Raw genomic sequence first — 25,354 nt, 5'->3', positions numbered from 1 at the left:
GGGCCGCCGGCTCCCATCACGGAGGGTGTTTGCGCGCGATTCTCGCCGCCATGTTGCTGTCGCTTCCCTGGATCGCGGGCTGTTCGCGCGATGCGGCGGAAGCCGGTGCCGCCGACACCGGTGCGGACGCGATCCGCATGCCGAGCGTCACCGTCACCGGCGACGACAGCGCCGTGGACGAACTGAACTGGCGCCCGCCCAGCGTCGAACTGGCGGCCGAAGACGTGGCGGATGCGCATCGGCGTGCCGCCAGGGCCTTGTCGGAGGGGCACCTGTTCGACGGTCCCGACGATGCGATCCCGCTCTACCTCGCCCTGCAGCGCCTCGATGCCGACGATGCGCGTGCCAGGACCGGCCTGGGCCGCAGCCTCGACCGTCTGCTGGACCAGGGCGCGCAGGCGCTGCGGCATGCCGAGGACCGGACTGAATCGCTGCGCCGTGCACGCCAGATCGCGGCCGTGGCGCGCACGGTGACACCGTCGGATCCGGCGGTCGGCACCTACCTGGCGCGGGTGGACGAGATCGACCAGCTCACGCGACTGAACGTGGCCGCCGAGCGCGCATTGCGCGAAGGCGCGCTGGGCGAAGCCGGCGGCGGCGCACTGGCGGGTTTCCGCGAAGTGCTGAAATGGAAGCCGGGCCAGGCGCGCGCGTTGCAGGGCATCGCCGCGGTCGAGAGCGCGATGATCCGTCGCGCCGAAGAAGCGGCATTGGCCAGCGATTTCACGACCGCGCGGACCTGGCTGGAGCACGCGGCCCGCGTCCGCGAGGACGCGCAGACGGTGGCCGATGCGCGCGTGCGGGTGGAAGCGATCCGCCTGGCGCGCATCGTCGAGTTGCGCGACGCCGGCGTGCGCGACATGGCCACGCCGCTCGGGCTGAAGGACGCGCGCATGAAGCTGGCCGAGGTGCTGCGCATCGCCGAACCGGGCAACCGCGTGGCGGCCGACTTCCGCCAGCGCATCGACCTGGCCACGCATTACGGCCTGTTCCGTCCGGGACAGGCGTTCACCGATGCGCTGCACCATGGCGGTCGCGGGCCGGAAATGGTGGTGGTGCCGCATGGCGGCTTCCTGATGGGCGCGGCCGATGACGAGGCCGGCGCGGCCGATGCCGAGAAGCCCGCGCATTACGTGCGCTTCGACCGCGGCTTTGCGATGGCCAGGCACCCGGTGACGGTGGGCGAGTTCCGCCGGTTCGTCGAGGCCACCCAGTACCGCCCGCGTGCGACGCGGCGCGGGCATTCGGTGGTCTACGACGAGCGCAGCGGTAATTTCGTCCGCCGCAGCGGGGTGGACTGGCGGTCGGACTACGCGGGCCAGCCGGCCAGCGACGACATGCCGGTGCTGCATGTCAGCGTGTACGACGCCGAAGCCTATGCCGAATGGCTGGCCGGCCAGACCGGGCACGGCTACCGGCTGCCCAGCGAAGCCGAGTTCGAGTACGCCCTGCGCGCCGGGCAACAGGGCCGCTATCCCTGGGGCAACGGGCAACCTCCGCGCGGCATCGCCAACCTGACCGGCGGCAACGACCGCTCGCCCAGCGGGCGCGACTGGAACAACGCCTTCGTCGGCTACGGCGATGGCTACTGGGGCCCGGCGCCGGCCGGGCGCTTCCGCGCCAATGCGTTCGGCCTGAAGGACCTGGAAGGCAACACCAGCGAGTGGGTGGGGGACTGCTGGCACGCCAGCTACCGGCGCGCGCCTGCGGACGGGGCGGCGTGGTTCAATCCCGGCTGCCGGTCACGGGTGGTGCGGGGCGGCTCGTGGGCCAGTTCACCGGCCCAGGCGCGCGCGGCATGGCGTTCGTCCTCGGATTCGGATATGACTAATGCGCGGGTGGGCTTCCGCGTCGTGCGCGGCATCTAGCCGCCAGGGAGAGGGCATGAGGCAAGATCCAAACGGGCGTTCGCAGTACGGGCAGGGCGGCGGGCGGCGTGGCGGCGGACTGGGCAACCTGCGCTGGCTGATCCTGCTGGGCTTCCTGATCTACGGCGGCTGCTATTACCTCAACAACCGCGTGGTAGATCCCTACACCGGCGAGAAGGTGCTGATCGACGGCTCCATCGGCGTGGAGGAAGAGAAAGCCCTGGGGCTGCAGGCCTACGAGGAAATCCTGCAGCAGGAGCGCCCGGTCGATCCGAATTCGCAGATCGCCCAGCAGGTGCGCACCATCGCGCAGCGCCTGATCGCCAGGATCCCCGAGGTCGAAGCGGCCATCGCGGCGGAGAAGGGCACCCAGCCCAGCGGCAACTGGAAATCCTTCGAGTGGGACGTCAACGTCATCGAGTCCGAGCAGGCCAATGCCTTCTGCCTGCCGGGCGGCAAGATGGCGGTGTACACCGGGCTGATTCCCGTCGCCCAGAACGCCGACGCCGTGGCGGTGGTGATGGGGCACGAGATCGCGCATGCGCTGCTGCGTCATGGTGCGCAACGCATGTCGCAGCAGAAGCTCACCCAGATCGGCCAGATGGCCGGCGCGATGAGCGGCATGGACCCGCAACAGCAGCAAATGGTGATGGCCGCGATGGGCTACGGCTACCTGCTGCCGTACGCGCGCGAGCATGAGACGCAGGCCGATGAAGTGGGCCTGATGCTGGCCGCCGCCGCCTGCTTCAATCCGCAGGAAGCGGTGCCGCTGTGGCAGCGCATGAGCGAAGCCAGTGGCGGCCAGGCGCCGCCGGAATTCTCGTCCACCCATCCCAACCCCGGCACGCGCATCCAGAACCTGACCGCGCTGATGCCGAAGGCGATGGAGTACCGACAGAAGTTCTGCCAGCAGGGCGCCGCACAGTGACGCGCCTGCTGCGCGCGGCCTTGCTGGCGACGGCGATGGCCGCCGCACCGGTACATGCCGAGGTCAAGGAGGCCGCGCCGCAAGGCTTCACCCTCGAAAACTCGGTGTGGGTACCCACCACGCCCCAGGTCGCCTACGCCGCGCTGGTGAACGATGTCGGCCGCTGGTGGCCCGCCGACCACACCTGGTGGGGCGACGCGTCCCGGCTTTCCATCAGCGACAAGGCCGGCGGCTGCTTCTGCGAGATCAACGGTGCGCAGCAGGCCTGGCACATGACCGTGACCTTCACCGATCCTGGCAAGCTGCTGCGCATGACCGGCGGCCTCGGCCCGTTGCAGGGCATGGGCCTGCATGGCGCGCTGGAGTGGCGCTTCGCCGCGGAGAACGACGGCACCCGCATCACCCTGTGGTACCGCGCCGGTGGCTATACACCGGACGACATCGGCAAGTTCGCGCCCGTCGTGGACAAGGTGCAGGCGCAGCAACTCGGCGGACTGGCCACGTTCCTGCGCGCATCGCCCGCATCGACCCCTTCGCGTTGAGCTTCAACCCATCCCAAAAAGGAGAGCAGGACCGCATGAGCATCCGTCTGACGGAAAAAGACACTGGCCGCACGCTGGGCACGATCTCGCGGGAAGATTTCCAGGTGCTGGTCGACCACATGGAAGAAGAGTCCTCGACGGACCAGGATTACTACGTGGAGCACACCGCGATCGACGCGCTGGAAGCCCTGGGCGCCAGCGCCGGATTCGTCGCGTTGTTGCGCAATGCGGTGGGTGAGTCGGAAGGGATCGATGTGGTGTGGGCGGAGGCGTAAGCCCGGGGCTGATTGCGCAGGATGGCTGGTACCGAACGCGGCGCTTCACGGCTTAGTCGGTCTTTCCGTAGCTCACGAAGTTCAAGCCCTGAATGAGATTTTCCCCCGACGAGTTGGCGATCCGCCGACCCCTCTGGATCGCATTGAGCGATCTCTACCTCGACACGGAACCGCCGTGGAACCGGGTCGCCGCGCAGTGCGCCCGCTCGCCCTTCGCCATCCCTGAATTGCAGCGCATCCTCTTCGATGAGGTGCATCCCGTAGTCCATCTGAACCTGTGGTCAGCTGCCGGCGTATGGGAAGCCTTCGACGAGGACTGGCTTGTCAGCCGCATCGTGTCCCGCAGACGCAAACCGTGGTTCCGGCTTCCCTGGCCGGAAGACCGACGATATCCCTGGCGCGAACTGAAGCCGCTGATCATCGCGCTGCGCCAGGGTGACGAGCCCGTACGTTGAGCGGACCAGTCAGACGGCCATGGAAGCGTGATACCGGGGTAGCCCGGGTAGAGCCAAAGGCGAAACCCGGGAATCCAGGCGGCCAGGCATCACACCATCTTTCCCGCACGACATGCCATGAGCAGCGCCACGCCCTGCGTCGCCATCACCACGCTGACCTCAGGCAGCGCGTCCTTGCGTTGGAACAAGCGTCGACCGCCTCCGCGCGAGCGACGTCCCCTTCCACATGGAGCCCTGCCCATGGCCGTACGGCGTGACCGTCCCTATGCCGGAATGAACTTCCACGTCGACCTCGGCCTGGGCGACGGACCGGACGCCGGCGTGTCGGAGGTGTTGTTTCCCGCCGCCCGGCTGCAGCTCAACGAGTACCGCAACGGCAACGACAAGGTGCCGGAAGCGATGAAGCTGTCCACGTTGACGCACTACGACAATCTGGTGCTGCGCCGGGGCGTGATCGGTTCGCTGGCGTGGTACCAGTGGTGGAACGAGGCGCGCAACGGCGGCGACGCCCGACGCACCGTCACGGTCACGCTGCTGGACGAACAGGGCAATCCGGCGATGAGCTGGCGCTTCCTGCGCGCGCGGCCGGCGGGCTACCTGACCTCGCCTCTGGATGCGGTGGAAGCGGAGACGGTGTTCGAAACGCTGGAGATCGCGTTCGACCGCTTCGAAGTCGAATAACCGTCAGTCCAGCGGATCGCGCGGCGGTTCGCGCAGGTACTCCAGGATGCAGCCGACGGTCAGTCCGAGCAGCGCGCAGCCGAGCGCCATCGCGGCGGAGGCGGGTTCCTTGCCGGTCAGATGGAACAGGCCCAGTCCCGCGACGATCCCCAGCAGCAAAGGTACCAGCAGGCGGGGCTTCGACCACAGGTCGGCCAGCAGGTACGCCATCAGTTCCATCGGCGCTCAGCGCGCAGCAGACGCGGGGCAGGTGGCGACGGCAACCGTTTCGTACATCTGCAGCGTCCATCCGCCCGGTTCGAGCTGATAGCGGCGCTGTGTCTGCGTGGCGTCGACGCACTGGACGAGCAGCACGCTGGAGCCCGGACCGGCGGTCGCCAGGTCGAGCGGCTCGATACAGCCGATCGCCTTGCATCGCGGCGCCGTCTGCGCGGTGGCGGTGTGCGTCGCCCATCCCGCCAGTGCAGGCAGGATCATGACGGTCGAGTACAGCGCGAGCCTGACGAAACCTGGCATGCATCGTCTCCGCAGCGCCACGTGGCGTGGTCCGGCGACGGTACGCCGCCGCCAGGTCCCAGGCAAGCCCGGGACGCGGGGGTTGCACTCAGAGCTTGCTGAAGAGCGTGGCCGCGACCAGCAGGCCGAAGCCGGCGACCACCAGCCAGAACGCATGCGGGGCCAGCACCGGCACGTAGCCGAACTTCGCCGCGATGCCGCCGCCGCCGAGCAGCAGCGCGATCAGCCAGACGCCGAAGGTGGGAGGAGTGAGTTTCATCGGGAATCCTTGTCGAAGGTGCGTGTTGATTCGCAGGGAACGGGAAGACGGGGACGCGGCGTACCGCTCAGAAGCTCATGAACAGTCCGCCGTTGACCGGCAGGTTGGCGCCGGTGATGTAGCCGGCGTCGTCGGCAGTGAGAAAGGCGACCGCGCGCGCGATGTCGTCCGGCTGGCCGATCCGGCCGACCGGCACCGAGGCGACAGTGCGGTCGCGGACGTCGTCGGGCATGGCGCGCGTCATCGGCGTTTCCACGTAGCCGGGCGACACGCTGTTGACGGTCACGCCCTTGCGCGCGACCTCGCGCGCCAGCGACATCGAGAACCCATGCAGGCCGGCCTTGGCCGCGGCGTAGTTCACCTGGCCGAAATTGCCGGTCTGCCCGCTGACAGAACTGATGTTGACGATCCGCCCGAAGCCGCGCGCCTGCATGCCGTCCACCGCGTGGCGGCACAGGTTGAACACGCTGTCCAGGTTGACGCCGATCACCGCATCCCACTGCGCCTTGTCCATCTTGCGCAGGGTCGCGTCGCGGGTGATGCCGGCGTTGTTGACCAGGATGTCGAGTGTGCCGTGGCGGGCTTCGACGTCCTGCACGAACGCAGCGCAGGCATCGAAGTCGGCGACATCGACGGTGGCGGTTTCGATATCCAGCGCGGCAGTCTGCGCGCGGAAGTGTTGCAGCCGCTCAGGGGAAGCGGGCAGGTCGGCGGCGATGACCTTGCGGCCGGCGCGCGCCAGGACCTGGCAGATCGCCAGTCCCAGCCCGCCCATGCCACCGGTCACCACGGCGATGCGTTGCGTCATGCGGAATTCCTGTATCTCGGCTCAAAAAAAGGCCCGCGCAACGGGGCGCGGGCCGGGTTTCACTGCGTTGGGCGTCAGCGTGCGCGCGTCTTCGGCGTTTCGCGCGGGGTTTCCTTCGGCTTGACCGTGGTCGGGCGACCCATGCCACCGGTCAGGTTGCGCTGGAATTCCTGCCACAGCTCCATGTTGCGCTCGGTGAGCTGGTTCATCATGGTCCACGGCGTCTGGCCGAGCAGGTTGCCCATCTGGCTGCGGAACTGCTGCTGCTGTTCCATGAACAACTGCATGCTGCGCTCCAGGTAGTTGCCCATGAAGCCCTGCAGCGAGTCGCCGTAGAAGCGGATGATCTGGCTCAACAACTGCGTGGACAGCACCGGTTCGCCGTCCTGTTCCTGCTCGCTGATGATCTGCAGCAGCACGGTGCGGGTCAGGTCGTTGCCGGTCTTGGCGTCGCGAACCTCGAAATCCTCGCCATCGACGATCAGCTGGCGCACGTCCTCGATGGTGATATAGCTGGAGATCTCGGTGTCGTACAGGCGACGGTTGGGGTACTTCTTGATGATGCGGATCGCAGCCATTGAGTCTTCGCTCTAAACGCGTATGACGGCAGCATGACGCAGCGCAACAGCCCTTGCAACAGGCCACAAGGCAGGGACGCCCTGTTCAGCGAAGGAAACATGCTGCGCAGCATCGGAACGGACGACGCCCCTTGCGGGGCGTCGTGTGACACGTCATCGGGGCAACGTGAAGGGCTTCACCAGCCCATGTGGTGGCCGCCGTTGATGTCCAGGTTGGAGCCGGTGATCCACGCCGCCTGATCGTCGACCAAGAACGCCACCGCGTAGGCGATCTCCTCGGGCTTGCCGAGGCGGCCGGTGGGGATGTCCGCGGCGATCTTGGCGCGCACCTCTTCCGGCACCGCCATCACCATGTCGGTGGCCACGTAGCCGGGCGACACGGTGTTGACGGTGATGCCGAGCTTGGCGTTCTCGCGGGCCAGCGAAATGGTGAAGCCATGCATGCCGGCCTTGGCGGCGGCGTAGTTGGCCTGGCCGTACTGGCCCTTCAGGCCGTTGATCGAACTGATCTGGATGATGCGGCCCCACTTGCGGTCGCGCATGCCTTCGATCACCGGGCGGGTGACGTTGAACACCGAGTTGAGGTTGGTGTTGATCACGTCGCCCCACTGTCCGGAGGACATCTTGTGGAACGTGCCGTCGCGGGTGATGCCGGCGTTGTTGATCAGCACTTCGACCGGGCCGAGCGTCTGCTCGACTTCCTTGACCATCGCCTGCGCTTCGTCGGGCGAGGTCACATCGCCCTTGACCAGCGCGAAGTCGTAGCCGTCGGCCTTCATCTGCGCCTGCCACGCGCGCGCCTTTTCCTCGTTGCGGTAGTTGGTGGCGACCTTGTGGCCCATGTCGGCCAGCTTCTTGCAGATGGCGGTACCGATACCTCCGGTGCCGCCGGTGACCAGGGCGACGCGCGATGTCATGTGGGGAATCTCCTTGGACCGCCGCAAGCCGACGGCCATCCGATTCTAGACAGCGCCTGCGACATGATTGTTGTGCGGTGCAGCGAACGTCAGTGATGTCACTTTTGGCAGGCGATCGGGGCGGAATTCGCGCCGGGCGAGCTGCAGGGCGACGGCCGCCGTCCGCGCACCGTCGAGCGCCGTCGGCGGCTGGCCCAGCAGTTGCCACGCGGCCCGAAGGGCGGGCAGCGGGGCGTCGTCGTCGACGGGCAGGGCCGCCATCGATTTCGACAGCTTGTGGCCTTCGGCATCCACGATGAGCGGCAGGTGCAGGTACGCGGGCGTGGGCAGGCCGAGCGCGCGCTGCAGCAGGATCTGCCGCGGCGTCGAATCGAGCAGGTCGGCCCCGCGCACCACATGCGTGATGCCCTGCGCCGCGTCGTCGACGACCACCGCGAGTTGGTAGGCCCAGAATCCGTCGGCACGGCGCAGGACCACATCGCCCACGTCGCGGTCCACCTGTTGCTTCACCTCACCCTGCAGGCCGTCCTGGAAGGCCACCGTCGTGTCGTCGACCACGCGCAGGCGGACGGCGGGCGGCCGCGCGGGATCGTGCGCGACGCACCTGCGATGGATGCCGCCGCTGGCCGCCAGGTCGGTGCGGCTGCAGCGGCACTCGAACGCGCTGCCGTCGGCCAGCAGCTGCGACAGCGCGTCGGCATACAGCGGATGACGCCCGCTCTGCCAGACCACCGGTTCGTCGGACACCAGGCCGAACGCGGCCAGCGTGGCGAGCTGCCGCTGGGCGGCGCCGGGCACCTCGCGGGGCGGGTCGAGGTCCTCCACTCGCACCAGCCAGTGGCCATCGTGATGGCGCGTCAGCAGCCAACTGCCCAGCGCGGCCAGCAACGAGCCGAAATGCAGCGCGCCGGTGGGCGACGGGGCGAAGCGGCCGCGGTAGGGCGTGGAGGGATCGCGTTCGGTCATTCGTCAGACACTACCGGAAGCTGAACCGTACAGTCAGCAAGTCGCTTGAATTCGCAGCGGTACAGCCGCAATTTTGCGTCGTTGCCGTTCGCTCATGCACGACCCTTGGAGATCCGAACCGTGTTTACCCGTGTTGCATTGTTCCTGGCCACCAATTTCGCGGTGCTCGTGCTGGCCGGCATCGTCATGTCCATCCTGGGGGTCAACCCGAACCAGATGGGCGGCCTGCTGGTGTTCGCGGCGATCTTCGGTTTCGGCGGCTCGCTGATCTCGCTGCTGACCTCGAAATGGATGGCCAAGCGCGCCACCGGCGCAGTGGTGATCGAGCAGCCGCGCAACGATACCGAGCGCTGGCTGGTGGCCACCGTCCAGCGCCAGGCGCAGGCCGCCGGCATCGGCATGCCGGAAGTTGCCGTCTATGACGCCCCCGAGATCAACGCCTTCGCCACCGGCGCCAACCGCAACAATGCGCTGGTGGCGGTGTCCACCGGCCTGCTGCGGCAGATGAACCAGGACGAGGCCGAAGCCGTGCTGGGCCATGAGGTCGCCCACGTCGCCAATGGCGACATGGTCACCATGGCGCTGCTGCAGGGCGTGCTGAACACCTTCGTGATCGTGCTGGCGCGCGTGGTCGGCGGCATCGTCGACGGCTTCCTGTCGGGCAACCGCGAGGGCGGCGGGCGCGGCTTCGGCTACTACATCATCGTGATGGTGCTGGAAGTGGTGTTCGGCCTGTTCGCCACGATGATCGCCATGTGGTTCTCGCGCCGCCGCGAATTCCGTGCCGACCATGGCGGCGCCACGCTGGCGGGCCGACAGAAGATGATCGCCGCGCTCGAGCGCCTGGGCCAGCAGCAACGCCCGAGCACGCTGCCGGCGCAGGTCGAGGCCTTCGGCATCGCCGGCGGCATCGGCCAGGGCATGAAGAAGCTGTTCCTCAGCCACCCGCCGCTGGAAGATCGTATCGCCGCCCTGCGTGCGCAGCAGGGGACCTTCGCCTGATCGCAAGATCGCCGCGCTGAACAGAAAACCCGCCGGAAGGCGGGTTTTTTCTGTCCCTTCTCCCTGCGTGAGCGGAGAGAAAGGAGTGAACAGAGCAGGCTGTTGCTTCGATGTTCCTTGCCCGCGCGCGGAGAAGTTCACCGGCTAGGGGATTCAGTCGCCACGCATCGCCGCGTTTCCTTCTCCCTGCGAAAGCGGGGAGAAGGTGCCCAGCGGGCGGATGAGGGGCAGCGCGCAGCGCTAATGCACCCGCGGAATGGTCCCCACTCCGTTCGCCCCTCATCCGCCCTCGGCACTCCGTCTAGCGGGAAGAAGGGAACGTAGCGTGCGCTGTGCGCACGACGCGCGGTGAGAGGTTCATGTGTCGTGCGCGTGGCGCACGCTACACCCGCTGGCGCTTCGAGCCCCTCTGCCGGCGGGAGAGGGGTTGGGGTGAGGCACCGACGCTTTTCCTTCTCCCCGCTACGCAGGGAGAGGGAGTGCATCTGCCCATCCGACAGGTCGACCGTAGTTGTCCGCGCCAGCGGGGAAGGACAGCCCGATCAGCTGAAGTCGTAGTTCATCGCCGGACCGGGGGCGGCCAGGAAGTTGCCTTCCACGTAGTCCAGGCTGGCGGTGAACAGGAACGCCATGGTCGCTGCGTCCTGCACGTGTTCGGCCACTGTCAGGATGCCCAGTGCCTGCGCGCGCTCGGAGATCTCGCGGATCTTCTGCTGGTGCTCGGTGTTCTTGCCGAGGTCCTCGCTGAAGACGCGGTCGATCTTGAGGAAGGTCGGCTGGAAGTGCGACAGCAGTTGGAACGAATCCAGGCCGGCGCCGAAATGCTCCAGGCCCACCTGGCAGCCGAGCTTGGCCGCTGCGGACTGGAACGCCTGCGCCTGCCGCAGGTGCGTGAACACCTTGGCTTCCGGGGTCTGCAGCCACAGGCGGTCGCCCGGCACGTCGTGCGCGGCCAGTTGCTTGGCGATCACGTCGAGCAGGCGGTTGTCGGCGAAGGAGGCCGGGCTGACCTTCACCACCATGCGCGTGTCGTGACCGGCGCGCTTGCGCTCGGCCAGCACCTCGATGGCGCGGTTGACCACCCAGCGGTCGATCGCATCGAGCAGGCCGTTGTCCTCGGCGATGCCGATGAAGGACTGCGGCTGCACGATTTCGCCGTTGGACTCCAGCCGCAGCAGCGCTTCGTACACTTCGCCCGGCTCGCCCTGCAGGCTGACCACCGGCTGGTAATGCAGGCGGAAGCTGCCGTCCTGCAAGGCCGACTGCAGGCGCTGGATCCAGTTCTGCACGCGCTCTTCCTCGGCGCGGTCCACTGCGCCGGGGTCGAAGATCTCGATGCGGTTGCCGCCGAGGTTGGTGGCCGTCTGCAGCCCATCCGTCGCGCGCGTCAGCACCGGGCCGACGCTGGCGATCTTCTCGCCGATCTGCACGCCGCCGATGCTGGTGGTGACCGACGCGGAGCGCTCGCCCACGTTGAACACATGCGAGGCGTAGGACGCCCGCAGTTTCTCGGCCAGTGCCGCGGTCTGCGCATGGTTGCCGCGCAGCAGGACCGCGAAGGTGCGCTCGCCGAAACGCGCGGCGATGGTGCCTGCGTCCAGCTTCTCCGACAGGCGCGCCGCCAGTGCCGCGGCCAGCGCGTCGGCCGAGTCGATGCCGATCTCCGACAGCAGGCGCTGGTAATGGTCGGGCTCGACCAGCAGCAGGGCGTACTGGTCTTCGCCGCGCGCGACCTGGGCCACCGCGTTTTCCAGCTCGCGCAGGAAGGTGGGGCGGTTGAGCAGGCCGGTGACCATGTCGCGCTGGCGCAGGTCCTCGACCTCGCGGGCGAGTTCGGGGTCGAACTCCTCGCGGCGGCGGAACACCACCTGCACGCAGGCCTCGCCCTCGTAGGTGGCGGTGGCGAACTCCAGCGTGGCCGGGAAGCTGTCGCCGTCGATGCTGCGGGCTTCCAGTTCGAAACGCGGTGGCGGCGGTTCGCCCTTGCTGAGCTTCTTCAGCAGGGCCTTGAAGTCGTTGACGTACTGCGGACCCACCAAGTCCAGCAGCGACAGGCCTTCGACATCCTCGAACGACTCGAAGCCGAACATCTCCAGGTAGGCGTCGTTGGCCCGGATGTGCATGCCCTCGTGGATGTAGGCGATCGGGTCGCGCGAGGACGAGATCAGCGCATCGCAGCGGCGCTCGGTCTCGCGCATCTGGCCTTCCAGCCGACGCTGCGAGCGCCGCGCGTCCAGGTCCGCCCATTCGCGGCGCAGGACCGTCAGCACGTGCTCCGGGCGGCCGCGCAGGGCGATCGCGCGGGCACCGGCGGCCTGGTCGGCGAGCAGGTCGGCCTCGCTGATGGCATCGGCCAGCACGATGACCGGAATGTCCTTGCCGCTGGCATCGACCTGGCCCAGCACGGTGGCCAGCGGGATGCCCTTGGCCGTACGCGAGGCCAGCAGCAGGTCCATCGGCTGGGCGGCGACCATCTGGCCCAGTTCGGCGGCGTCGAGCGGTCGCAGCGGACGCACGGCGATACCGCCGTTGCGCAGGGTGGAGACGATGGCTTCCGCGTCCTCGGCGCTGTCGTCCACCAGGGTCAGTCGAAGCGTGGTGTCTTTGCCGATCTGCATGCAGCGTGTCCGCGAGGAGAGCGGGTTTAATACCCGAACGTGTGAGTCGAGTCCAATGCAACCGTCGCAGATGCGGATATGGCCGGTTGCCGGCGGGTCAGAGCGGGCGCTTGCCGGTGTCGCCTGCGACTTCCCGCACCAGGCGCGGCACCAGGTAGCCGGAGAGGCGGGCGGCCAGTGCCGCGTGCAGCGCCTTGGCCCGTGCGTCGTCGACCTCGAAATGGGCGGCCCCGGCGACCCGGTCAAGCTGGTGCAGGTAGTAGGGCAGCACGCCCGCCGCGAACCCCCGCTCGCTGAGCGCGGCGAGGGCGTCGACGTCGTCGTTGACCCCGCGCAGCAGCACCGCCTGGTTGAGCAGGTGCGTGCCGGCAGTGCGCAGGCGCTGCAGGGCGGCGTCGACCGTGCTGTCGAACTCGTTGGCATGGTTGGCGTGGATGACCAGCGTCACCGGCCAGGGCAGGCCGCCCAGCCAGGCCAGCAGTCCGTCGTCCACCCGCTCGGGCAGGACCACCGGCAGCCGGCTGTGGATGCGCAGGCGGCGCAGGTGGGGAATGCCGGCCAGGGCATCGGTCAGCTCGGCGAGCTTGCTGTTCGACAGCGACAGCGGGTCGCCGCCGGACAGCAGCACTTCCTGCACGCTGGCGTCGTCGCGGATCAGGTCCACGGCCTCGCGCCAGCCCTCGCGCGCGGCGGTTTCGTCCGAATAGGGAAAGTGGCGGCGGAAGCAGTAGCGGCAATTGATGGCGCAACTGCCGGTGGCGACCAGCAGGGCGCGGCCGCGGTATTTCTGCAGGACGCCGGTGCCGGTACGGGCGGCGCCGTCGCCCACCGCATCCAGGCCGAAGCCGGGGGCCGGCTGCATCTCGTCGTCCAGCGGCAGCACCTGGCGCAGCAGCGGGTCAAGCGGATCGCCATGACGCATGCGGGCCACGAAACCGCGCGGCACCCGCAGCGGGAACTGCGCGGCGGCCTCATCGGAGACCCGGCCGGCCAGCGCGTCCAGCCCCAGCAGCGACAGCAGCTCGCGCGGATCACGCACGGCGTCGCGCCAGGCCTGTTGCCAGCGCGGTGCGGCCAGGGAGGCGGGCTGTCGGGGGTCGGGGGCTGCGGTTATCATGTCGGGTCTGAAAACAAGCACCCGCCGGGTCCGGCGGGTTTCCGCATTCTATCCGGCCGGCCGCCCTGCGCGGCGGGTACGCCTTACCTCCAGGAGCAGCAGCATGGCCAGTTACGGCATGAACGACGTCAAGAACGGGATGAAGATCCTGATCCACAACGAGCCGGCGATCATCAGCGACACCGAGTACGTCAAGCCGGGCAAGGGCCAGGCCTTCACCCGCGTGAAGTACCGCCTCATCAAGAGCGGCCGCGTGCAGGAAATCACCATGAAGAGCACCGACTCGGTCGAGGCGGCGGACGTGGTGGACACCGACATGCAGTACCTCTATTCCGATGGCGAGTACTGGCACTTCATGCAGCAGGAGACCTTCGAGCAGGTGCAGGCCGACAAGGCCGGCATGGGCGGCGCCGAGAAGTGGCTGAAGGGCGAGGAAGACTGCGTGGTGACGCTGTGGAACGGCAACCCGATCCAGGTGACCCCGCCGAATTTCGTCGAGCTGCAGATCACCGAGACCGACCCGGGCGTGAAGGGCGACACCGCCGGCACCGGCGGCAAGCCGGCCACGCTGGAAACCGGCGCGGTGGTGCGCGTGCCGCTGTTCGTCGGCCAGGATGAAGTGATCAAGGTCGACACGCGTACCGGCGAATACGTCAGCCGCGTCAAGTGATGGAACAGCTCGCGCTTTACCTGGGCGTCTGGGCGGCCGGCGTTCTGCTGGCCGGGCTGGGCGTGATGCTGTGCTGGAACGCCACCCTGCCGCGGCTGTTCCCGCAGGTGCCGCGGCTCGGCTACGGGCGGGCGCTGGCACTGATGCTGCTGTGCTGGCTGCTGTTCGGCGCCGGCGCCTTCGGCATCACCTACACCCTGGGCTTCGGAATCTGAGCACCCATGAGCCACAGCCCGCCTGACCCCTGCGACCTGTTGATCGAAGCCGGTTACGTGGTGCCCGTCGTCCCGCACGGCGTGGTGCTGGAGCAGCATGCGGTGGCCATCACCGGCGGCCGCATCGTCGCCATCCTGCCGGTGGCCGAAGCGCGCACGCGCTTCGCCCCGCGCGAGACCGTGTCGCGACCGGAGGCGGCGCTGATCCCGGGCATGGTCAACGCGCACACGCACAACCCGATGACCCTGCTGCGCGGCGTGGCCGACGACCTGCCGCTGAAAGTCTGGCTGCAGGAACACATCTGGCCGATCGAAGCGGCGGTGATCGGGCCGGACTTCGTCGCCGACGGCATCACCCTGGCGATCGCCGAGATGCTGCGCGGCGGCACCACCTGCGTCAACGAAAACTACTTCTTCCCCGACGTGCAGGCGGCGACCTACAAGCGGCACGGCTTCCGCGCGCGCGTCGGCCTGCCGGTGATCGACTTCCCGACCGCGTGGGCCGCTTCGGACGACGAGTATTTCGAGAAGGCCGGCGAAGTGCACGATCAATGGCGCGACGATGCGCTGATCGCCACCGCCTTCGCCCCGCACGCGCCTTACACGGTCAACGACGCCAATTTCGAACGCGTGCGCATGCTGTCCGACCAGCTCGACGTGCCGGTGCACCTGCACCTGCACGAGACCGCGCAGGAAGTGGAACAGTCGCTGGAGAAGCACGGACAGCGCCCGATCGCGCGACTGGACCGGCTGGGCCTGTTCAACGACCGCCTGATCGCCATCCACATGACCCAGCTGACCGAGGCGGAGATCCATCTCTGCGCCGAACGCGGCGTCAGCGTGGTGCACTGCCCGGAATCCAACCTCAAGCTGGCGTCCGGCTTCTGCCCGGCCTGTGCGCTGGAGCGCGCGGGCGTGACGCTGGCGGTCGGTACCGACGGCTGCGCCAGCAACAACGACCTGGACATGTTCAGCGAGACGCGCACCGCCGCGCTGCTGGCCAAGGCGGTGGCGCAGGATGCCGCCGCTCTGGATGCCTTCAGCGCGCTGCGTGCAGCCACGCTGGGCGGCGCGAAGGCGATCGGTTTCGACGACCGCATCGGCTCCATCGAGCCGGGCAAGCACGCCGACCTGGTCTGCGTGGACCTGTCGGCACTGGAGACGCAACCGCTGCACCATGTGGTGTCGCAGCTGATCTATGCCACCGGTCGCCAGCAGGTCAGCGACGTGTGGATCGCCGGCAAGGCCAAGCTGCGCCAGCGCGTGCTGGTCGACATCGACATCGACGGCGTCATCGCCAATGCGCGGCAGTGGCGCGAGCGGATTGCGGGCATTCGGCTGTCCTGATTGAGCCGTCATTCCCACGAAGGCGGGAACCCAGGGCCTTGTGGGTCAGGCGTGGAACTGGACGGAAGTCACTGGGTTCCCGCCTACGCGGGAATGACGATCTGAGACAATGACGCCATGACGACCCAGACCTCCCCCCTCGACGACAACTTCAACCAGGCCGAACTGGACAAGTTCGGCGCGCTGGCCAACCGCTGGTGGGACCCCGATGGCCCGCAGAAGGCGCTGCATGTGCTGAATCCGGTCCGCCTGCAGTACGTGCGCGACCGGGTCCGCCTGCCGGGCGCGGCGGCGCTGGACGTAGGCTGTGGCGGCGGCCTGCTGAGCGAGGCGCTGGCACGCGAGGGGGCGCAGGTCACCGCGATCGACCTGGCGCCGGAACTGGTGAAGATGGCGCGGTTGCACAAGCTGGAATCGGGCGTGCAGGTGGACTACCAGCTGCGCTCGGTCGAATCGCTGGCCGAAGAGCGGCCGGGCAGCTTCGACGTGGTCACCTGCATGGAGATGCTGGAGCACGTGCCCGATCCGGCCTCGATCATCCGCGCCTGCCACGCGCTGCTGAAGCCGGGTGGCCAGCTGTTCCTGTCCACGCTCAACCGCACGCCGGCGGCGTTCGCACTGGCGATCGTCGGTGCCGAATACATCGCGCGGCTGCTGCCGAAAGGCACGCACCACTACAAGGAATTCATCCGGCCGTCGGAACTGGCCGCCTGGCTGCGCGACGCCGGCTTCCAGCTGCAGGACGTGACTGGCCTGGCCTACGAGCCGTGGCGGCAGCGCGCGCGGCTGACCTCGCGCACCGACGTGAACTATCTCGCCAGCGCGGTGAAGCCGTGACGGCGTCGGGCTTTCCGCGCGCCGCGTTGTTCGACCTGGACGGCACGCTGCTGGACAGCGCGCCGGACATGCTGGCCACCGCCAACCGCATGCGCGCCTCGCGCGATCTCGGCCCGATGACGCTGGACGTATTGCGCCCGCATGTGTCGAAGGGCGCACGCGCGATGCTGGCCGCCGCGTTTCCGGCGATGGAGCAAGCCCCTCGCGAAGCGCTGGTGCCGGAGTTCCTGGCGATCTACCAGGAAGAACTCGGTCGCCACAGCGTGCTGTTCGACGGCGTGGCGGAGATGCTCGACGCGCTGGAGGCGGCGGGCAGCACCTGGGGCATCGTCACCAACAAGCCGGAATACCTGGCGCGCGACATCCTGCCGCAACTCGGCTGGGACACCCGCTGCGCCGTGCTGATCGGCGGCGACACGCTGGCCGAGAAGAAGCCGCATCCCTTGCCGCTGAAGGTCGCCGCCGAGCGCATTGGCATCGCCATCGCCGACTGCGTGTACGTGGGCGACGACGAGCGCGACATCCAGGCCGCCCGTGCGGCCGGCATGCCGTCGATCGCTGCGTTGTGGGGGTACCGGCAGGCGCATGAGGAGCCGACGGAATGGGGTGCGGATGTCCTGGCGGAATGGCCGGCGGAACTGACCCAGACGACGGCTTGGCCCTCGACAGGATCCAGCGTGGGAGCGACGTAAGTCGCGATTGATGTGGCGGGATAGCCTGTCTCGCGTCATTGCTATCCACGTTATCGACTTCCATCGCGACTTACGTCGCTCCCACACGTCTCCCGCCCCGCCAACACTCCGATGTCCGACTCCGCCGCCCTCGACAGCTTTCTCGACAAATGGCGTGCACGTTGGCCCGAGTGGTCGGTGGCCGAGGTGTTCGTCGCGCCCGCGCGCCGGGACACCGCCGTGGCGTGGTTCGCGCTGCTGCAGGAGTTCGATGACGTACTGAACGTCAGCGGCGACCCGATGCCCGCCGACGCCAAGCTGGCGTGGTGGAGCGAGGAGCTGCGGGGCTGGAGCGCGCAGCGTTCGCGCCACCCGCTGGGCCGGCGGCTGGAGCCGGTGCGTGCCGCGTGGTCTGCACTGGGTGATGCGTTGCCCGCGCTGGTGGCCGCGCGTGAAACCCCGCCGTCGGGCGAAGCGGCCTTCGCCGCGCTGGCGGGCTATGCCGCGGCTGTCGCCGCAGTGGAGGCCGAAGTGCTGGGACGTGCGCCCACGACGGATGCGGTCGTTGCACAGGTGCTGGCGGCTCGTCTGGCCGATCTGGGCGCGTCCGCCGTGCCGACCGCCTTCCGCCAGCCGGACGACGTGGCAGCGGTGCGCACCTGGGCGACGGACCTGCTGCGGCGATGGGGCGGACGGCGCGAAGGCGCGCGCGAACGTCGCGTCCTCGCCGCCTACATGCGGGGAAGGGTGACGCGCCTGGCCAGGCACGGCGTGCCGGCGGCGTTGCCGTCGCGTCCCGTCTTGCTGTTCGCCGGCTGGCGCGCCGCCCGCGGCGACTGAAGGCGCCGCATATCGCCGCGATAGCCGCGGAAAAGCGTCGTAACGGACTGTTTCATCTGGGGATTCGGGGCAGGGCGTACAATGCGCGGCACCCACTCCCCCGTGCATGACCATGTCGCCCTCGCTGCCTGCGGTGCCCCGCGCTGACCTTCCCGATGTCGCCCATCAACGCGTGCCGCTGGCCCGTCCGCTGGACTGGGTGGGCATGGAACACATCGCGCTGCCGGTGCGCGTCGCCGACGGGCAGGGCGGACACCTGCAGGTCGCCGCCAGCATCGACCTGTCGGTGAACCTGGCCAACGCCGATGCCCGCGGCATCCACATGTCGCGCCTGTACCTGCAATTGCAGGACGGGCTGGCGCGTGAGGCGATCACACCCGCCGGACTGCGGCACGTGCTGCAGGACAGCGTGGCGTCGCAGGCCGGACTGGCAACGAGCGCGCGCCTGAAGATCCGCTACGACGCCCTCCTGCAGCGCAAGGCGCTGGAGAGCGATTACGCCGGCTGGAAGCGCTATCCGGTCGAGATCGACGCCACGCTGGTCGACGGCCATCTCCATCTGGCGCTGGCGTTCTCGGTCGAGTACTCCAGCACGTGCCCGGCCTCCGCGGCACTGTCGCGGCAGGCCAATGCCGAGCGCTTCGCCGGCGATTTCGCCACCGAGCAGGGCGTGTCGGTCACGGCCGTACACGACTGGCTGGCCTCCGAGCGCGGCCTGGCCGCCACCCCGCATGCCCAGCGCAGCCGCGCCAGCGTGCGGGTGGAACTGCGGCCGCAGTTCGACGAACTGCCGCTGGTGGCGCTGGTGGATGCCATCGAAGCCGCACTCGGCACGCCGGTGCAGACCGCGGTCAAGCGCGTCGACGAACAGGCCTTCGCCCGCCTCAACGCCGAGAACCTGATGTTCTGCGAGGACGCCGCCCGCCGCGTGGCATCCGTCCTTTCCGGCGATGCCCGCGTGGCCCGCTACGACGCCACCGTGGCGCACTACGAAAGCCTGCATCCGCACGATGCCGTGGCCCGGGTGAGCGGCAGCAACGACTGAGCCGCCGGCCGGCCCCACCCTCGAGTCACATTTACCCGCTATCCGCGCTATGCTCCGTCGCTGACGGTACGGCGGAATGGATATGGGGAATCCACGGCGCCCGGCACGCCGCCTGCTGCTCTGGCTCTGGCTCTGGCTCTGGCTGAGCGTAGCGGCACTGCCTGCCACTGCACAGACTCTCAACGTGTCCCGGCTCGCGGACGACGCGCCCGCGCGCGAGGTCGTGTCCGGCGCGCTCGACGGGCGCTTCGTACCCGCCCGCGACGGTCTGATCTTCGAGTCCGTGACCGAACCGCGCTGGTGGCGCGTGGTCAGCCCGGTGGATGTGGATGCCGGCCTGCAGCCGCACCTGGTGGTGCGCGCGCCGTACCAGAACCGCATCACCCTGTGGCCCGGCGACCGGCCGCCGCTGACGCGGAGCCTGTTCGGCGACGATGCCGACCTGGCGTTCTCGGCGCGCGCATTGGCGTTCCCGTTGCCTGACGGCGTGCGTGCCGGGCAGCCACTCTACCTGCGCGTGCAATCGGTAGGCGGCACGCCCATGCCGTTGTCCATCGAGCCGTTGCGGTCGGTCCATCGGCAGGACCTGGAACACGTCACCTGGCGCGCGATGGTGCTGGGTGCGATGGGCGTGCTGACGGTACTGGCGCTGGGCTTCTGCATCGGGCTGGGCGAGCGCAGTTACGGCTTCCTTGCGCTGACCCTGTTGTCGCAGGCGCTGTTCCTGGCACTGGCCGGCGGCGAGTTGCGCAGCGTCGACGTCTTCGGCCACGTGCTGGGTTCGGACCCACGCATGGCGCGCGTGGCGGGCATGCTGTCGGTGATCGCCAGCAACACCTTCCTGGCGTTCTACCTGGAACTTGCGCGGAACGGGCCCCGCATCTTGTGGCTGATGCGGGCCTGCAACCTGGTGCTGGGCGGCCTGATCCTCGCGTCGCTGGCCACCACCCACACCTGGGTGCCGCGGCTCGGCAATGGCGTGCTGCTGGTCGCCACGGCCGCCGTGCTGCTGGCCGCCATAAACGGCACGCTGCGGCGGCAGCGGCCCGCCTTCTTCCTGCTGCTCTCGTGGCTGCCGATGATGCTGCTGACCGCCGCACGCGTGGGCGAACTGCTCGGCTGGTGGGTGGGACCGGTCTGGTTGATCCATGCGTTCCCGATGGGCTTCGCACTGGCCGGCCTGGTGCTCACCGTCGGCCTGGCCGACCGCATGCAACAGCTGCGGCGCGATCGCGACCACGCCAGCCAACTGGCCGCGCAGGACACACTGACGGGCGTGCTGTCGCGCACCGCGATCATCGAGCAGCTGCAGCGAGAAGTGGAGGTCGCGCATGCGCAGGGCACGCCGCTGTCGGTGGTGTTCTTCGACATCGACCACTTCAAGCGGATCAACGACGAACATGGCCATCCGGTAGGCGACCAGAGCCTGCGGCTGGTGGCCACCCGCACGCGCGGGAAACTGCGCAAGCACGATTTCCTCGGCCGCTACGGTGGCGACGAGATGCTGGTGATCCTGCCGGACACCAGCTTCGACAACGCCCTGGTGGTGGCGGAACACCTGCGCGCGGCGGTGAACAACCGGCCCCTGACCATCGATGGTCGCGTCATCGACACCAGCCTCAGCCTGGGCGTGGCGCAGCTCGCGGCCGGCGAATCTTTCGAGCGCCTGCTGGAGCGCGTGGACGTGGCGTTGTACTCCAGCAAATCGGCGGGGCGCGACCGCGTCACCGGCGACCTTTCCCCGACCTCAGGAGATGCATGAATGGATCCGCAGCCCGCCGTCGCGCGCTTTCCGGTCGAACAGTTGCAGGTCGGCGACCTGCTGCTGATGCTCGGCAAGAGCCAGCTGTCCAAACTGATCGCATGGTTCGGCGACAGCGCTTACAGCCACGTATCGCTGGTCTCCGAGGATGGCCTGCTGATCGAGAGCATCCGTCCGGCGGTGAAGGAAAGCCCGCTTGCCGACCGGCTCGCCCCGGACGGGCCGGTGGTGTTCGTCGACGCCTATCGTTCGCTGGCCGCCGACGGCAGTCCGCTGGGTGCCGATGATCGCGCCGCCGTGCTGCGCCATGCGCGCTCGTTGATCGGCACCACGTTCGCGCAGGACGACCTGGTGACGATCGGCCTGCTGGTCGCTCTGCGCGGCAAGCCGCAGCACTTGCCGGTGTGGTTGCGCTGGCTGATCCGGCATGCCACCGAACATGCGATCCGCGCGGACTCGGACAGGATGCTGTGCAGCGAATTCGCCTATCGCGCCTTCGCCGATGCGGACACCGTGCCTGCGCGCCGGCTCGCACGCCCCATCGTGCCGGGCAAGCCGAGCGACCTGCCGTTTCCGGAGGTGGATTACCTCAAGCTGCAGGAAGAAGTGCGCGAGATGCTGAAGCCGAAACACAAGGCTCTGGAGCAGGACACGGTCGGGGTGGATGCGGGCACCGGCGGCGCGCCGGTCTGGGATTCGGTGGACGCGCTGCAACTGGACGATGCCGCGCTGGACGCTTCGATCATGGCGCTGCGTGAACGCCTGGGGCTGGAGTCGCCGCATGCGAAAGCCGCCAACAGCGTGGACGCCGTAGTGGGCACGGCCTGGCCCGAGGTGGGCCCGCCGAATCCCAAGCTGGTCCGCCCTCGCGATCTGGCGGACAGCCCCGCCAGTCGCTACTTGGGTCGTCTGTAGGAGGCTGACGGCACCGAAGGCAGGAAGCCGAGATCGAGCCTTTCGCGATCGCAGGAGCCAACCGCAAAGGCGCTGGGTCCCGGCCTTCGCCGGGATGACGGCAACTGGACGTCAGCGGCGATGTCGTATGTGGTCGGACAGAGCGCGTCTCGACGCACCCTGCTGATACGTCGTCCCAGCGCAGGCTGGGACCCATTGGCTCGTGCTGTTGCTCGTAATGCGGCGCGTCGAGACATAAGCGCGCACAGGCAACAGCAAATGGGTCCCAGCGTTCGCTGGGACGACGATCCGGGGCGTTGCTTTGCCGGGATCTGAGCCATCGTCGCGGCTGCGTCGGGATGGTGGGAAAGGTTTGCATCGTCGACGCAAGCGCGTCGCAACGCGCCCGGCTGATACGTCGTCCCAGCGCAGGCTGGGACCCATTGGCTCGTGCTGTTGCTCGTAATGCGGCGCGTCGAGGCAGAAGCGCGCACAGGCAACAGCAAATGGGTCCCAGCGTTCGCTGGGACGACGATCCGGGAGGCGTTGCTTTGCCGAGATCTGAGCCCTCGTCGCGGCTGGGCTGGCATGACGGGAAGACTGCGCGTCCTCGACGCAAGAGCGCGTCGCAACGCGCCCGGCTGATGAACGATGGGCGGTTACTGGCCGCGTTCGAGGACGAGCAGGGGGTCGATTCGGACGTCGAACCAGTTCATCCCCCAATGCAGATGTGGCCCCGTCGCGCGCCCGGTCGCGCCGACGGCGCCGATCACCTGTCCCGGCTCGATGCGGTCGCCGACCTTCACGTCGATGCGCGACAGGTGCAGGAAGTTGGAACTGACGCCGTGGCCGTGGTCGAGCAGTACGGTGCCGCCGGTGAGATACAGGCCGGGCGCCGCGAAGGTCACGATGCCGCCCGCGGGCGCCTTGATCGGGGTGCCGGTCGGCGCCGCAATGTCCATGCCCGAGTGGCCGGCGCCGGGCTTGCCGTTGTAGATGCGGCCATTGCCGAAGCGGCCGCTGATGCGGCCCTGCACCGGCCACTGGAACGGCAGGGCGAAGTCGGCGCGATCATCGTCGCGGACGCGCGCGGCGGTGACCAGCGCCTGCTCGCGCTGGATGCGTGCGGCGATCTCCGGGGGCGGGTCGACCGTTTTCGGCGGCACGCCGTTGATGCGTTCCAGCGGCCAGTCGCGTGGGGTTACCGCGACGACGACCGATTCCGTGCGGCCTGACGGCGTGGTGACGTCCACGGTCAGCGGGCCCGTTTCATCGCGGCCCACGCCGAGCACGACGGTGCCGTAACCGGTGCTGCGCAGCAGGCGGTCGCGGTAACGCACCTGGCTGCCCGGCGGCACCTTGCCGAACACCAGCGCGCCCTGCGACACGCTCGCCGGGAACACCACGCGCTCTTCCTGCGAAACCGGCGCTGTCGATGCGGCATCCTGCGCGGCGACCAGCGGAATCCATCCGGCACATACCGCGGCGAATAGCGCCGCCGCCACCAGCTTCAACGTGCGAACTCCAGGCGCTGCCCATTGGGGGTGCCGACCAGGTGTTCGCCATTCCAGACCATGCGGCCATTGACCCAGGTGGCGCCGATGCGCGAGCGGAACGTGCGGCCTTCAAACGGCGACCAGCCGACCTTGGACAGCACGTCCTCGCGCTTCACGGTGAACGGCTCGTCGTCGATCAGCACCAGGTCGGCGAAGTAGCCTTCGCGCAGGTAGCCGCGCTCCTTCACGTCGAACAGTTGCGCGGGCGCATGGGCGAACTTCTGCACCACGCGGGTCACGTCCATGCGGCCTTCGTGCACCAGCTCCAGCGCGGCGACCAGCGCGTACTGCACCAGCGGCAGGCCGGAGGGCGCCTGCACGTACGGCTTTTCCTTCTCTTCCAGCGTGTGCGGCGCGTGGTCGGTTGCCAGCACGTCGATCACGTCGTCCACCAGCGCGCGGATCAGCGCCTCGCGGTCGCTGGCGTCCTTGATGGCCGGGTTGCACTTGATCAGGTTGCCGAGTGCGGCGTAGTCGGCGCGGTCGAAGCGCAGGAAGTGGATGCAGGTTTCGGCGGTGATCTGCTTGCGCGCGCCATCCGCGTGCACCAGCGGGCCGGGGGTGAACAGCGCCAGTTCGTCGGCGGTGGAGATGTGCAGCACGTGCAGGCGGGTGCCGTGCTTGCGCGCTAGCGACATCGCCAGCCGGGTGGACTTGATGCAGGCCTCGCGGCTGCGGATGTCGGGGTGGTGTTCGGCCGACAGGGCGTCGCCGTACTTCGCCTGGAACGCCGCCAGGTTGGCGTCGATGGTCGGCGTGTCCTCGCAGTGGGTGATGATGGGCGTGGGCGCTTCGCGGAAGATCGCGTCCAGCGTGTCCGGATTGTCGACCAGCATGTTGCCGGTGGAGGCGCCCATGAACACCTTGATGCCCGGCGCGGTCTTCGGGTCCAGCGTGCGGATCGCCTCCAGGTTGTCGTTGCTCGCGCCCATGTAGAAGCCGTAGTTGCCCCAGGCGCGGCCCTTGGCGCGCTGGTACTTGTCTTCCAGCGCCGCGGCGTCGAGCGTGGGCGGGCTGGTGTTGGGCATGTCCATGAAGGTGGTCAGGCCACCGGCCACGGCCGCCGCCGACTCGGTCGCCATGTCGCCCTTGTGCGGCATGCCCGGTTCGCGGAAGTGCACCTGGTCGTCGATCATCCCGGGCAGCAGCAGCCGACCGGCGGCGTCGATCACGAGGTCGTCGCCCTGCGGCCGGATCTCGGCGGCGATGCGGGCGATGCGGCCGTCCTCGATGCGCAGGTCACCTTCGGTGACGCGGCCTTCATTGACCAGACGGGCGTTGACGATGACGGTGGCGGGCATCAGGGGTTCCTGGAGGGACAAGAAGGGGAGGGGTGCGCGTGGCCGCAGGGCGGCACCGGATCGTATCCGCCGGGGTTCAGGGGATGGCAGCGGCCGATCCGGCGAAGCGCCAGCCAGCCGCCCTTGACCGGGCCGAAGCGGCCGATCGCCTCCATGGCGTACTCCGAGCACGACGGGACGAAGCGGCAGCGCGGCCCTAGCATAGGACTGATGAAGCGCTTGTAGCCCTTCAGCAGCAGGATGAGCAGGCGGGCGAGCATGGCCCGATGATACCGCGTCGGGTTGCCGCTGCCCGCTGGGTAGGCTATAAAAGCGCGCTTTCCCGATGCTCGGGAAGAACAAGGAAGCGCTGTTCGTGGCTGCAAAGAAACCTGCGAAGAAGGCCGCCAAGGCCGCCAAGAAACCCGCTCAGACCGTCGCCAAGAAGCCTGTCGTGAAGAAGGCTGTCGCCAAGAAGCCGGCCCCCAAGCCGGTCGCGAAGAAAGCGGCCCCCAAGCCTGTCGCCAAGAAGCCGGCTGCCAAGAAGGCCGCTCCGGCCAAGAAGGCGGCCCCGGCGAAGAAGCCCGTGCCCAAGCCCGTGGCCAAGAAGGCAGCGCCGGTCAAGAAGGCGGTCGCCAAGGTGACCAAGCCCGCAGTCGCCAAGAAACCCGCGCCCGCGCCGGCCACCAAGGCGCCCGCCTTCTTGA

General features: G+C 68.6%; 29 protein-coding genes. 17 read left to right on the top strand and 12 right to left on the bottom strand.

Features of this window, described 5'->3' with window-relative positions:
* Nucleotides 1-137 precede the first annotated feature (137 nt).
* From MMG85_RS12690 to MMG85_RS12665, 6 genes are all read left to right on the top strand, one after another.
* On the top strand, nt 138-1,868 hold the full coding sequence (locus tag MMG85_RS12690; RefSeq protein ID WP_241046407.1) for a formylglycine-generating enzyme family protein: 1,731 nt from the start codon (nt 138-140) through the stop codon (nt 1,866-1,868).
* 16 nt (nt 1,869-1,884) lie between these two features.
* The gene (locus tag MMG85_RS12685) at nt 1,885-2,796 is read left to right on the top strand and encodes a M48 family metallopeptidase (protein WP_241046372.1); all 912 of its coding nucleotides are present in this window, start codon (nt 1,885-1,887) and stop codon (nt 2,794-2,796) included.
* A complete protein-coding gene (locus MMG85_RS12680) occupies nt 2,793-3,338 on the top strand; it encodes an SRPBCC domain-containing protein (protein ID WP_241046371.1) in 546 nt (181 codons plus the stop codon). Before MMG85_RS12685 ends, MMG85_RS12680 begins: the two co-directional genes overlap by 4 nt.
* A gap of 35 nt (nt 3,339-3,373) precedes the next feature.
* Complete coding sequence (locus MMG85_RS12675) at nt 3,374-3,613, top strand: hypothetical protein (RefSeq protein WP_241046370.1); 240 nt, start codon at nt 3,374-3,376, stop codon at nt 3,611-3,613.
* Nucleotides 3,614-3,705: 92 nt separating this feature from the next.
* Complete coding sequence (locus tag MMG85_RS12670; RefSeq protein ID WP_241046369.1) at nt 3,706-4,068, top strand: hypothetical protein; 363 nt, start codon at nt 3,706-3,708, stop codon at nt 4,066-4,068.
* A 240-nt stretch (nt 4,069-4,308) separates the two neighbouring features.
* Complete coding sequence (locus tag MMG85_RS12665) at nt 4,309-4,749, top strand: phage tail protein (RefSeq protein ID WP_241046368.1); 441 nt, start codon at nt 4,309-4,311, stop codon at nt 4,747-4,749.
* A gap of 3 nt (nt 4,750-4,752) precedes the next feature.
* Here MMG85_RS12665 and MMG85_RS12660 read toward each other — a convergent pair whose 3' ends face one another.
* The 7 genes from MMG85_RS12660 to gluQRS all read right to left on the bottom strand — a co-directional run bounded on the left by MMG85_RS12660 (nt 4,753) and on the right by gluQRS (nt 8,793).
* The gene (locus MMG85_RS12660; RefSeq protein WP_241046367.1) at nt 4,753-4,968 is read right to left on the bottom strand and encodes a hypothetical protein; all 216 of its coding nucleotides are present in this window, start codon (nt 4,966-4,968) and stop codon (nt 4,753-4,755) included.
* 6 nt (nt 4,969-4,974) lie between these two features.
* Complete coding sequence (locus MMG85_RS12655; protein WP_241046366.1) at nt 4,975-5,265, bottom strand: hypothetical protein; 291 nt, start codon at nt 5,263-5,265, stop codon at nt 4,975-4,977.
* Between the two features lie 88 nt (nt 5,266-5,353).
* Nucleotides 5,354-5,524: a hypothetical protein gene (locus MMG85_RS12650; RefSeq protein WP_156383629.1), complete on the bottom strand. Its 171-nt coding sequence runs from the start codon at nt 5,522-5,524 to the stop codon at nt 5,354-5,356.
* 67 nt (nt 5,525-5,591) lie between these two features.
* Complete coding sequence (gene phbB / locus MMG85_RS12645; RefSeq protein WP_241046365.1) at nt 5,592-6,332, bottom strand: acetoacetyl-CoA reductase; 741 nt, start codon at nt 6,330-6,332, stop codon at nt 5,592-5,594.
* 74 nt (nt 6,333-6,406) lie between these two features.
* A complete protein-coding gene (phaR, locus tag MMG85_RS12640) occupies nt 6,407-6,910 on the bottom strand; it encodes a polyhydroxyalkanoate synthesis repressor PhaR (RefSeq protein WP_055942352.1) in 504 nt (167 codons plus the stop codon).
* Between the two features lie 176 nt (nt 6,911-7,086).
* Entirely contained in the window at nt 7,087-7,827 is a 741-nt protein-coding gene (locus tag MMG85_RS12635; RefSeq protein WP_241046364.1) for a beta-ketoacyl-ACP reductase, read from the bottom strand.
* Between the two features lie 45 nt (nt 7,828-7,872).
* On the bottom strand, nt 7,873-8,793 hold the full coding sequence (gene gluQRS, locus MMG85_RS12630; protein ID WP_241046363.1) for a tRNA glutamyl-Q(34) synthetase GluQRS: 921 nt from the start codon (nt 8,791-8,793) through the stop codon (nt 7,873-7,875).
* 120 nt (nt 8,794-8,913) lie between these two features.
* Between gluQRS and htpX the strand changes: the two genes are divergently transcribed.
* Nucleotides 8,914-9,795 (top strand): protease HtpX, encoded by an 882-nt coding sequence (gene htpX, locus MMG85_RS12625; RefSeq protein WP_241046362.1) that lies wholly within the window; start codon nt 8,914-8,916, stop codon nt 9,793-9,795.
* Nucleotides 9,796-10,337: 542 nt separating this feature from the next.
* On the opposite strand, the gene MMG85_RS12620 is transcribed toward htpX, so the two are convergent.
* A complete protein-coding gene (locus MMG85_RS12620; RefSeq protein WP_241046361.1) occupies nt 10,338-12,413 on the bottom strand; it encodes an EAL domain-containing protein in 2,076 nt (691 codons plus the stop codon).
* Between the two features lie 97 nt (nt 12,414-12,510).
* Nucleotides 12,511-13,530, bottom strand: coding sequence for an EF-P beta-lysylation protein EpmB (epmB, locus tag MMG85_RS12615; RefSeq protein ID WP_241046360.1), 1,020 nt, complete (start codon nt 13,528-13,530; stop codon nt 12,511-12,513).
* 103 nt (nt 13,531-13,633) lie between these two features.
* Between epmB and efp the strand changes: the two genes are divergently transcribed.
* The 9 genes from efp (at nt 13,634) to MMG85_RS12570 (ending at nt 21,832) form a co-directional block, all read left to right on the top strand.
* On the top strand, nt 13,634-14,200 hold the full coding sequence (efp, locus tag MMG85_RS12610; protein WP_241046359.1) for an elongation factor P: 567 nt from the start codon (nt 13,634-13,636) through the stop codon (nt 14,198-14,200).
* Complete coding sequence (locus MMG85_RS12605; protein WP_055942366.1) at nt 14,200-14,415, top strand: hypothetical protein; 216 nt, start codon at nt 14,200-14,202, stop codon at nt 14,413-14,415. The genes efp and MMG85_RS12605 overlap by 1 nt, the downstream gene beginning before the upstream one ends.
* Before the next feature lie 6 nt (nt 14,416-14,421).
* Complete coding sequence (locus MMG85_RS12600) at nt 14,422-15,762, top strand: TRZ/ATZ family hydrolase (RefSeq protein ID WP_241046358.1); 1,341 nt, start codon at nt 14,422-14,424, stop codon at nt 15,760-15,762.
* A gap of 117 nt (nt 15,763-15,879) precedes the next feature.
* Nucleotides 15,880-16,599 carry a bifunctional 2-polyprenyl-6-hydroxyphenol methylase/3-demethylubiquinol 3-O-methyltransferase UbiG gene (ubiG, locus tag MMG85_RS12595; protein ID WP_241046357.1) on the top strand — a complete coding sequence of 240 codons (720 nt, stop codon included), beginning with the start codon at nt 15,880-15,882 and terminating at the stop codon, nt 16,597-16,599.
* Nucleotides 16,596-17,291: a phosphoglycolate phosphatase gene (locus MMG85_RS12590; protein ID WP_241046356.1), complete on the top strand. Its 696-nt coding sequence runs from the start codon at nt 16,596-16,598 to the stop codon at nt 17,289-17,291. Before ubiG ends, MMG85_RS12590 begins: the two co-directional genes overlap by 4 nt.
* Nucleotides 17,292-17,402: 111 nt before the next feature.
* Nucleotides 17,403-18,110: a squalene/phytoene synthase family protein gene (locus MMG85_RS12585; protein WP_241046355.1), complete on the top strand. Its 708-nt coding sequence runs from the start codon at nt 17,403-17,405 to the stop codon at nt 18,108-18,110.
* A 106-nt stretch (nt 18,111-18,216) separates the two neighbouring features.
* Nucleotides 18,217-19,155 (top strand): GTP cyclohydrolase FolE2, encoded by a 939-nt coding sequence (gene folE2 / locus MMG85_RS12580; protein WP_345778853.1) that lies wholly within the window; start codon nt 18,217-18,219, stop codon nt 19,153-19,155.
* 184 nt (nt 19,156-19,339) lie between these two features.
* Entirely contained in the window at nt 19,340-20,917 is a 1,578-nt protein-coding gene (locus tag MMG85_RS12575; RefSeq protein ID WP_241046354.1) for a diguanylate cyclase, read from the top strand.
* Nucleotides 20,918-21,832 (top strand): hypothetical protein, encoded by a 915-nt coding sequence (locus MMG85_RS12570; protein WP_241046353.1) that lies wholly within the window; start codon nt 20,918-20,920, stop codon nt 21,830-21,832.
* A gap of 638 nt (nt 21,833-22,470) precedes the next feature.
* On the opposite strand, the gene MMG85_RS12565 is transcribed toward MMG85_RS12570, so the two are convergent.
* From MMG85_RS12565 to yidD, 3 genes are read right to left on the bottom strand one after another with little or no spacing between them, the layout of a single operon-like run.
* Complete coding sequence (locus MMG85_RS12565; protein ID WP_241046405.1) at nt 22,471-23,277, bottom strand: M23 family metallopeptidase; 807 nt, start codon at nt 23,275-23,277, stop codon at nt 22,471-22,473.
* A gap of 44 nt (nt 23,278-23,321) precedes the next feature.
* Nucleotides 23,322-24,668 (bottom strand): dihydroorotase, encoded by a 1,347-nt coding sequence (locus MMG85_RS12560; RefSeq protein ID WP_241046352.1) that lies wholly within the window; start codon nt 24,666-24,668, stop codon nt 23,322-23,324.
* Nucleotides 24,668-24,928: a membrane protein insertion efficiency factor YidD gene (gene yidD / locus MMG85_RS12555; protein ID WP_241046351.1), complete on the bottom strand. Its 261-nt coding sequence runs from the start codon at nt 24,926-24,928 to the stop codon at nt 24,668-24,670. Before yidD ends, MMG85_RS12560 begins: the two co-directional genes overlap by 1 nt.
* A 65-nt stretch (nt 24,929-24,993) precedes the next feature.
* Here yidD and MMG85_RS12550 point away from each other — a divergent pair.
* On the top strand, nt 24,994-25,354 hold a 361-nt coding region (locus tag MMG85_RS12550), incomplete at its 3' end, for a hypothetical protein (protein ID WP_241046350.1).

This window comes from Pseudoxanthomonas sp. LH2527, from assembly GCF_022539275.1.
Lineage (GTDB): Bacteria > Pseudomonadota > Gammaproteobacteria > Xanthomonadales > Xanthomonadaceae > Pseudoxanthomonas_A.
The sequence above is the reverse complement of the archived record's forward strand: the minus strand, read 5'-3'. Positions and strand labels throughout refer to the sequence as shown.

What these genes read in the sequence shown, in the direction of transcription:
- folE2 (WP_345778853.1), top strand. Translation starts at nt 18,217, where the DNA reads ATGACCATGTCGCCCTCGCTGCCTGCGGTGCCCCGCGCTGACCTTCCC.
- MMG85_RS12605 (WP_055942366.1), top strand. Translation starts at nt 14,200, where the DNA reads ATGGAACAGCTCGCGCTTTACCTGGGCGTCTGGGCGGCCGGCGTTCTG.
- ubiG (WP_241046357.1), top strand. Translation starts at nt 15,880, where the DNA reads ATGACGACCCAGACCTCCCCCCTCGACGACAACTTCAACCAGGCCGAA.
- phbB (WP_241046365.1), bottom strand. Translation starts at nt 6,332, where the DNA reads ATGACGCAACGCATCGCCGTGGTGACCGGTGGCATGGGCGGGCTGGGA.
- MMG85_RS12655 (WP_241046366.1), bottom strand. Translation starts at nt 5,265, where the DNA reads ATGCCAGGTTTCGTCAGGCTCGCGCTGTACTCGACCGTCATGATCCTG.
- MMG85_RS12675 (WP_241046370.1), top strand. Translation starts at nt 3,374, where the DNA reads ATGAGCATCCGTCTGACGGAAAAAGACACTGGCCGCACGCTGGGCACG.
- MMG85_RS12635 (WP_241046364.1), bottom strand. Translation starts at nt 7,827, where the DNA reads ATGACATCGCGCGTCGCCCTGGTCACCGGCGGCACCGGAGGTATCGGT.
- gluQRS (WP_241046363.1), bottom strand. Translation starts at nt 8,793, where the DNA reads ATGACCGAACGCGATCCCTCCACGCCCTACCGCGGCCGCTTCGCCCCG.
- MMG85_RS12570 (WP_241046353.1), top strand. Translation starts at nt 20,918, where the DNA reads ATGGATCCGCAGCCCGCCGTCGCGCGCTTTCCGGTCGAACAGTTGCAG.
- MMG85_RS12600 (WP_241046358.1), top strand. Translation starts at nt 14,422, where the DNA reads ATGAGCCACAGCCCGCCTGACCCCTGCGACCTGTTGATCGAAGCCGGT.
- MMG85_RS12585 (WP_241046355.1), top strand. Translation starts at nt 17,403, where the DNA reads ATGTCCGACTCCGCCGCCCTCGACAGCTTTCTCGACAAATGGCGTGCA.
- yidD (WP_241046351.1), bottom strand. Translation starts at nt 24,928, where the DNA reads ATGCTCGCCCGCCTGCTCATCCTGCTGCTGAAGGGCTACAAGCGCTTC.
- phaR (WP_055942352.1), bottom strand. Translation starts at nt 6,910, where the DNA reads ATGGCTGCGATCCGCATCATCAAGAAGTACCCCAACCGTCGCCTGTAC.
- MMG85_RS12560 (WP_241046352.1), bottom strand. Translation starts at nt 24,668, where the DNA reads ATGCCCGCCACCGTCATCGTCAACGCCCGTCTGGTCAATGAAGGCCGC.
- MMG85_RS12650 (WP_156383629.1), bottom strand. Translation starts at nt 5,524, where the DNA reads ATGAAACTCACTCCTCCCACCTTCGGCGTCTGGCTGATCGCGCTGCTG.
- MMG85_RS12690 (WP_241046407.1), top strand. Translation starts at nt 138, where the DNA reads ATGCCGAGCGTCACCGTCACCGGCGACGACAGCGCCGTGGACGAACTG.
- MMG85_RS12685 (WP_241046372.1), top strand. Translation starts at nt 1,885, where the DNA reads ATGAGGCAAGATCCAAACGGGCGTTCGCAGTACGGGCAGGGCGGCGGG.
- MMG85_RS12665 (WP_241046368.1), top strand. Translation starts at nt 4,309, where the DNA reads ATGGCCGTACGGCGTGACCGTCCCTATGCCGGAATGAACTTCCACGTC.
- efp (WP_241046359.1), top strand. Translation starts at nt 13,634, where the DNA reads ATGGCCAGTTACGGCATGAACGACGTCAAGAACGGGATGAAGATCCTG.
- MMG85_RS12620 (WP_241046361.1), bottom strand. Translation starts at nt 12,413, where the DNA reads ATGCAGATCGGCAAAGACACCACGCTTCGACTGACCCTGGTGGACGAC.
- epmB (WP_241046360.1), bottom strand. Translation starts at nt 13,530, where the DNA reads ATGATAACCGCAGCCCCCGACCCCCGACAGCCCGCCTCCCTGGCCGCA.
- MMG85_RS12660 (WP_241046367.1), bottom strand. Translation starts at nt 4,968, where the DNA reads ATGGAACTGATGGCGTACCTGCTGGCCGACCTGTGGTCGAAGCCCCGC.
- MMG85_RS12670 (WP_241046369.1), top strand. Translation starts at nt 3,706, where the DNA reads ATGAGATTTTCCCCCGACGAGTTGGCGATCCGCCGACCCCTCTGGATC.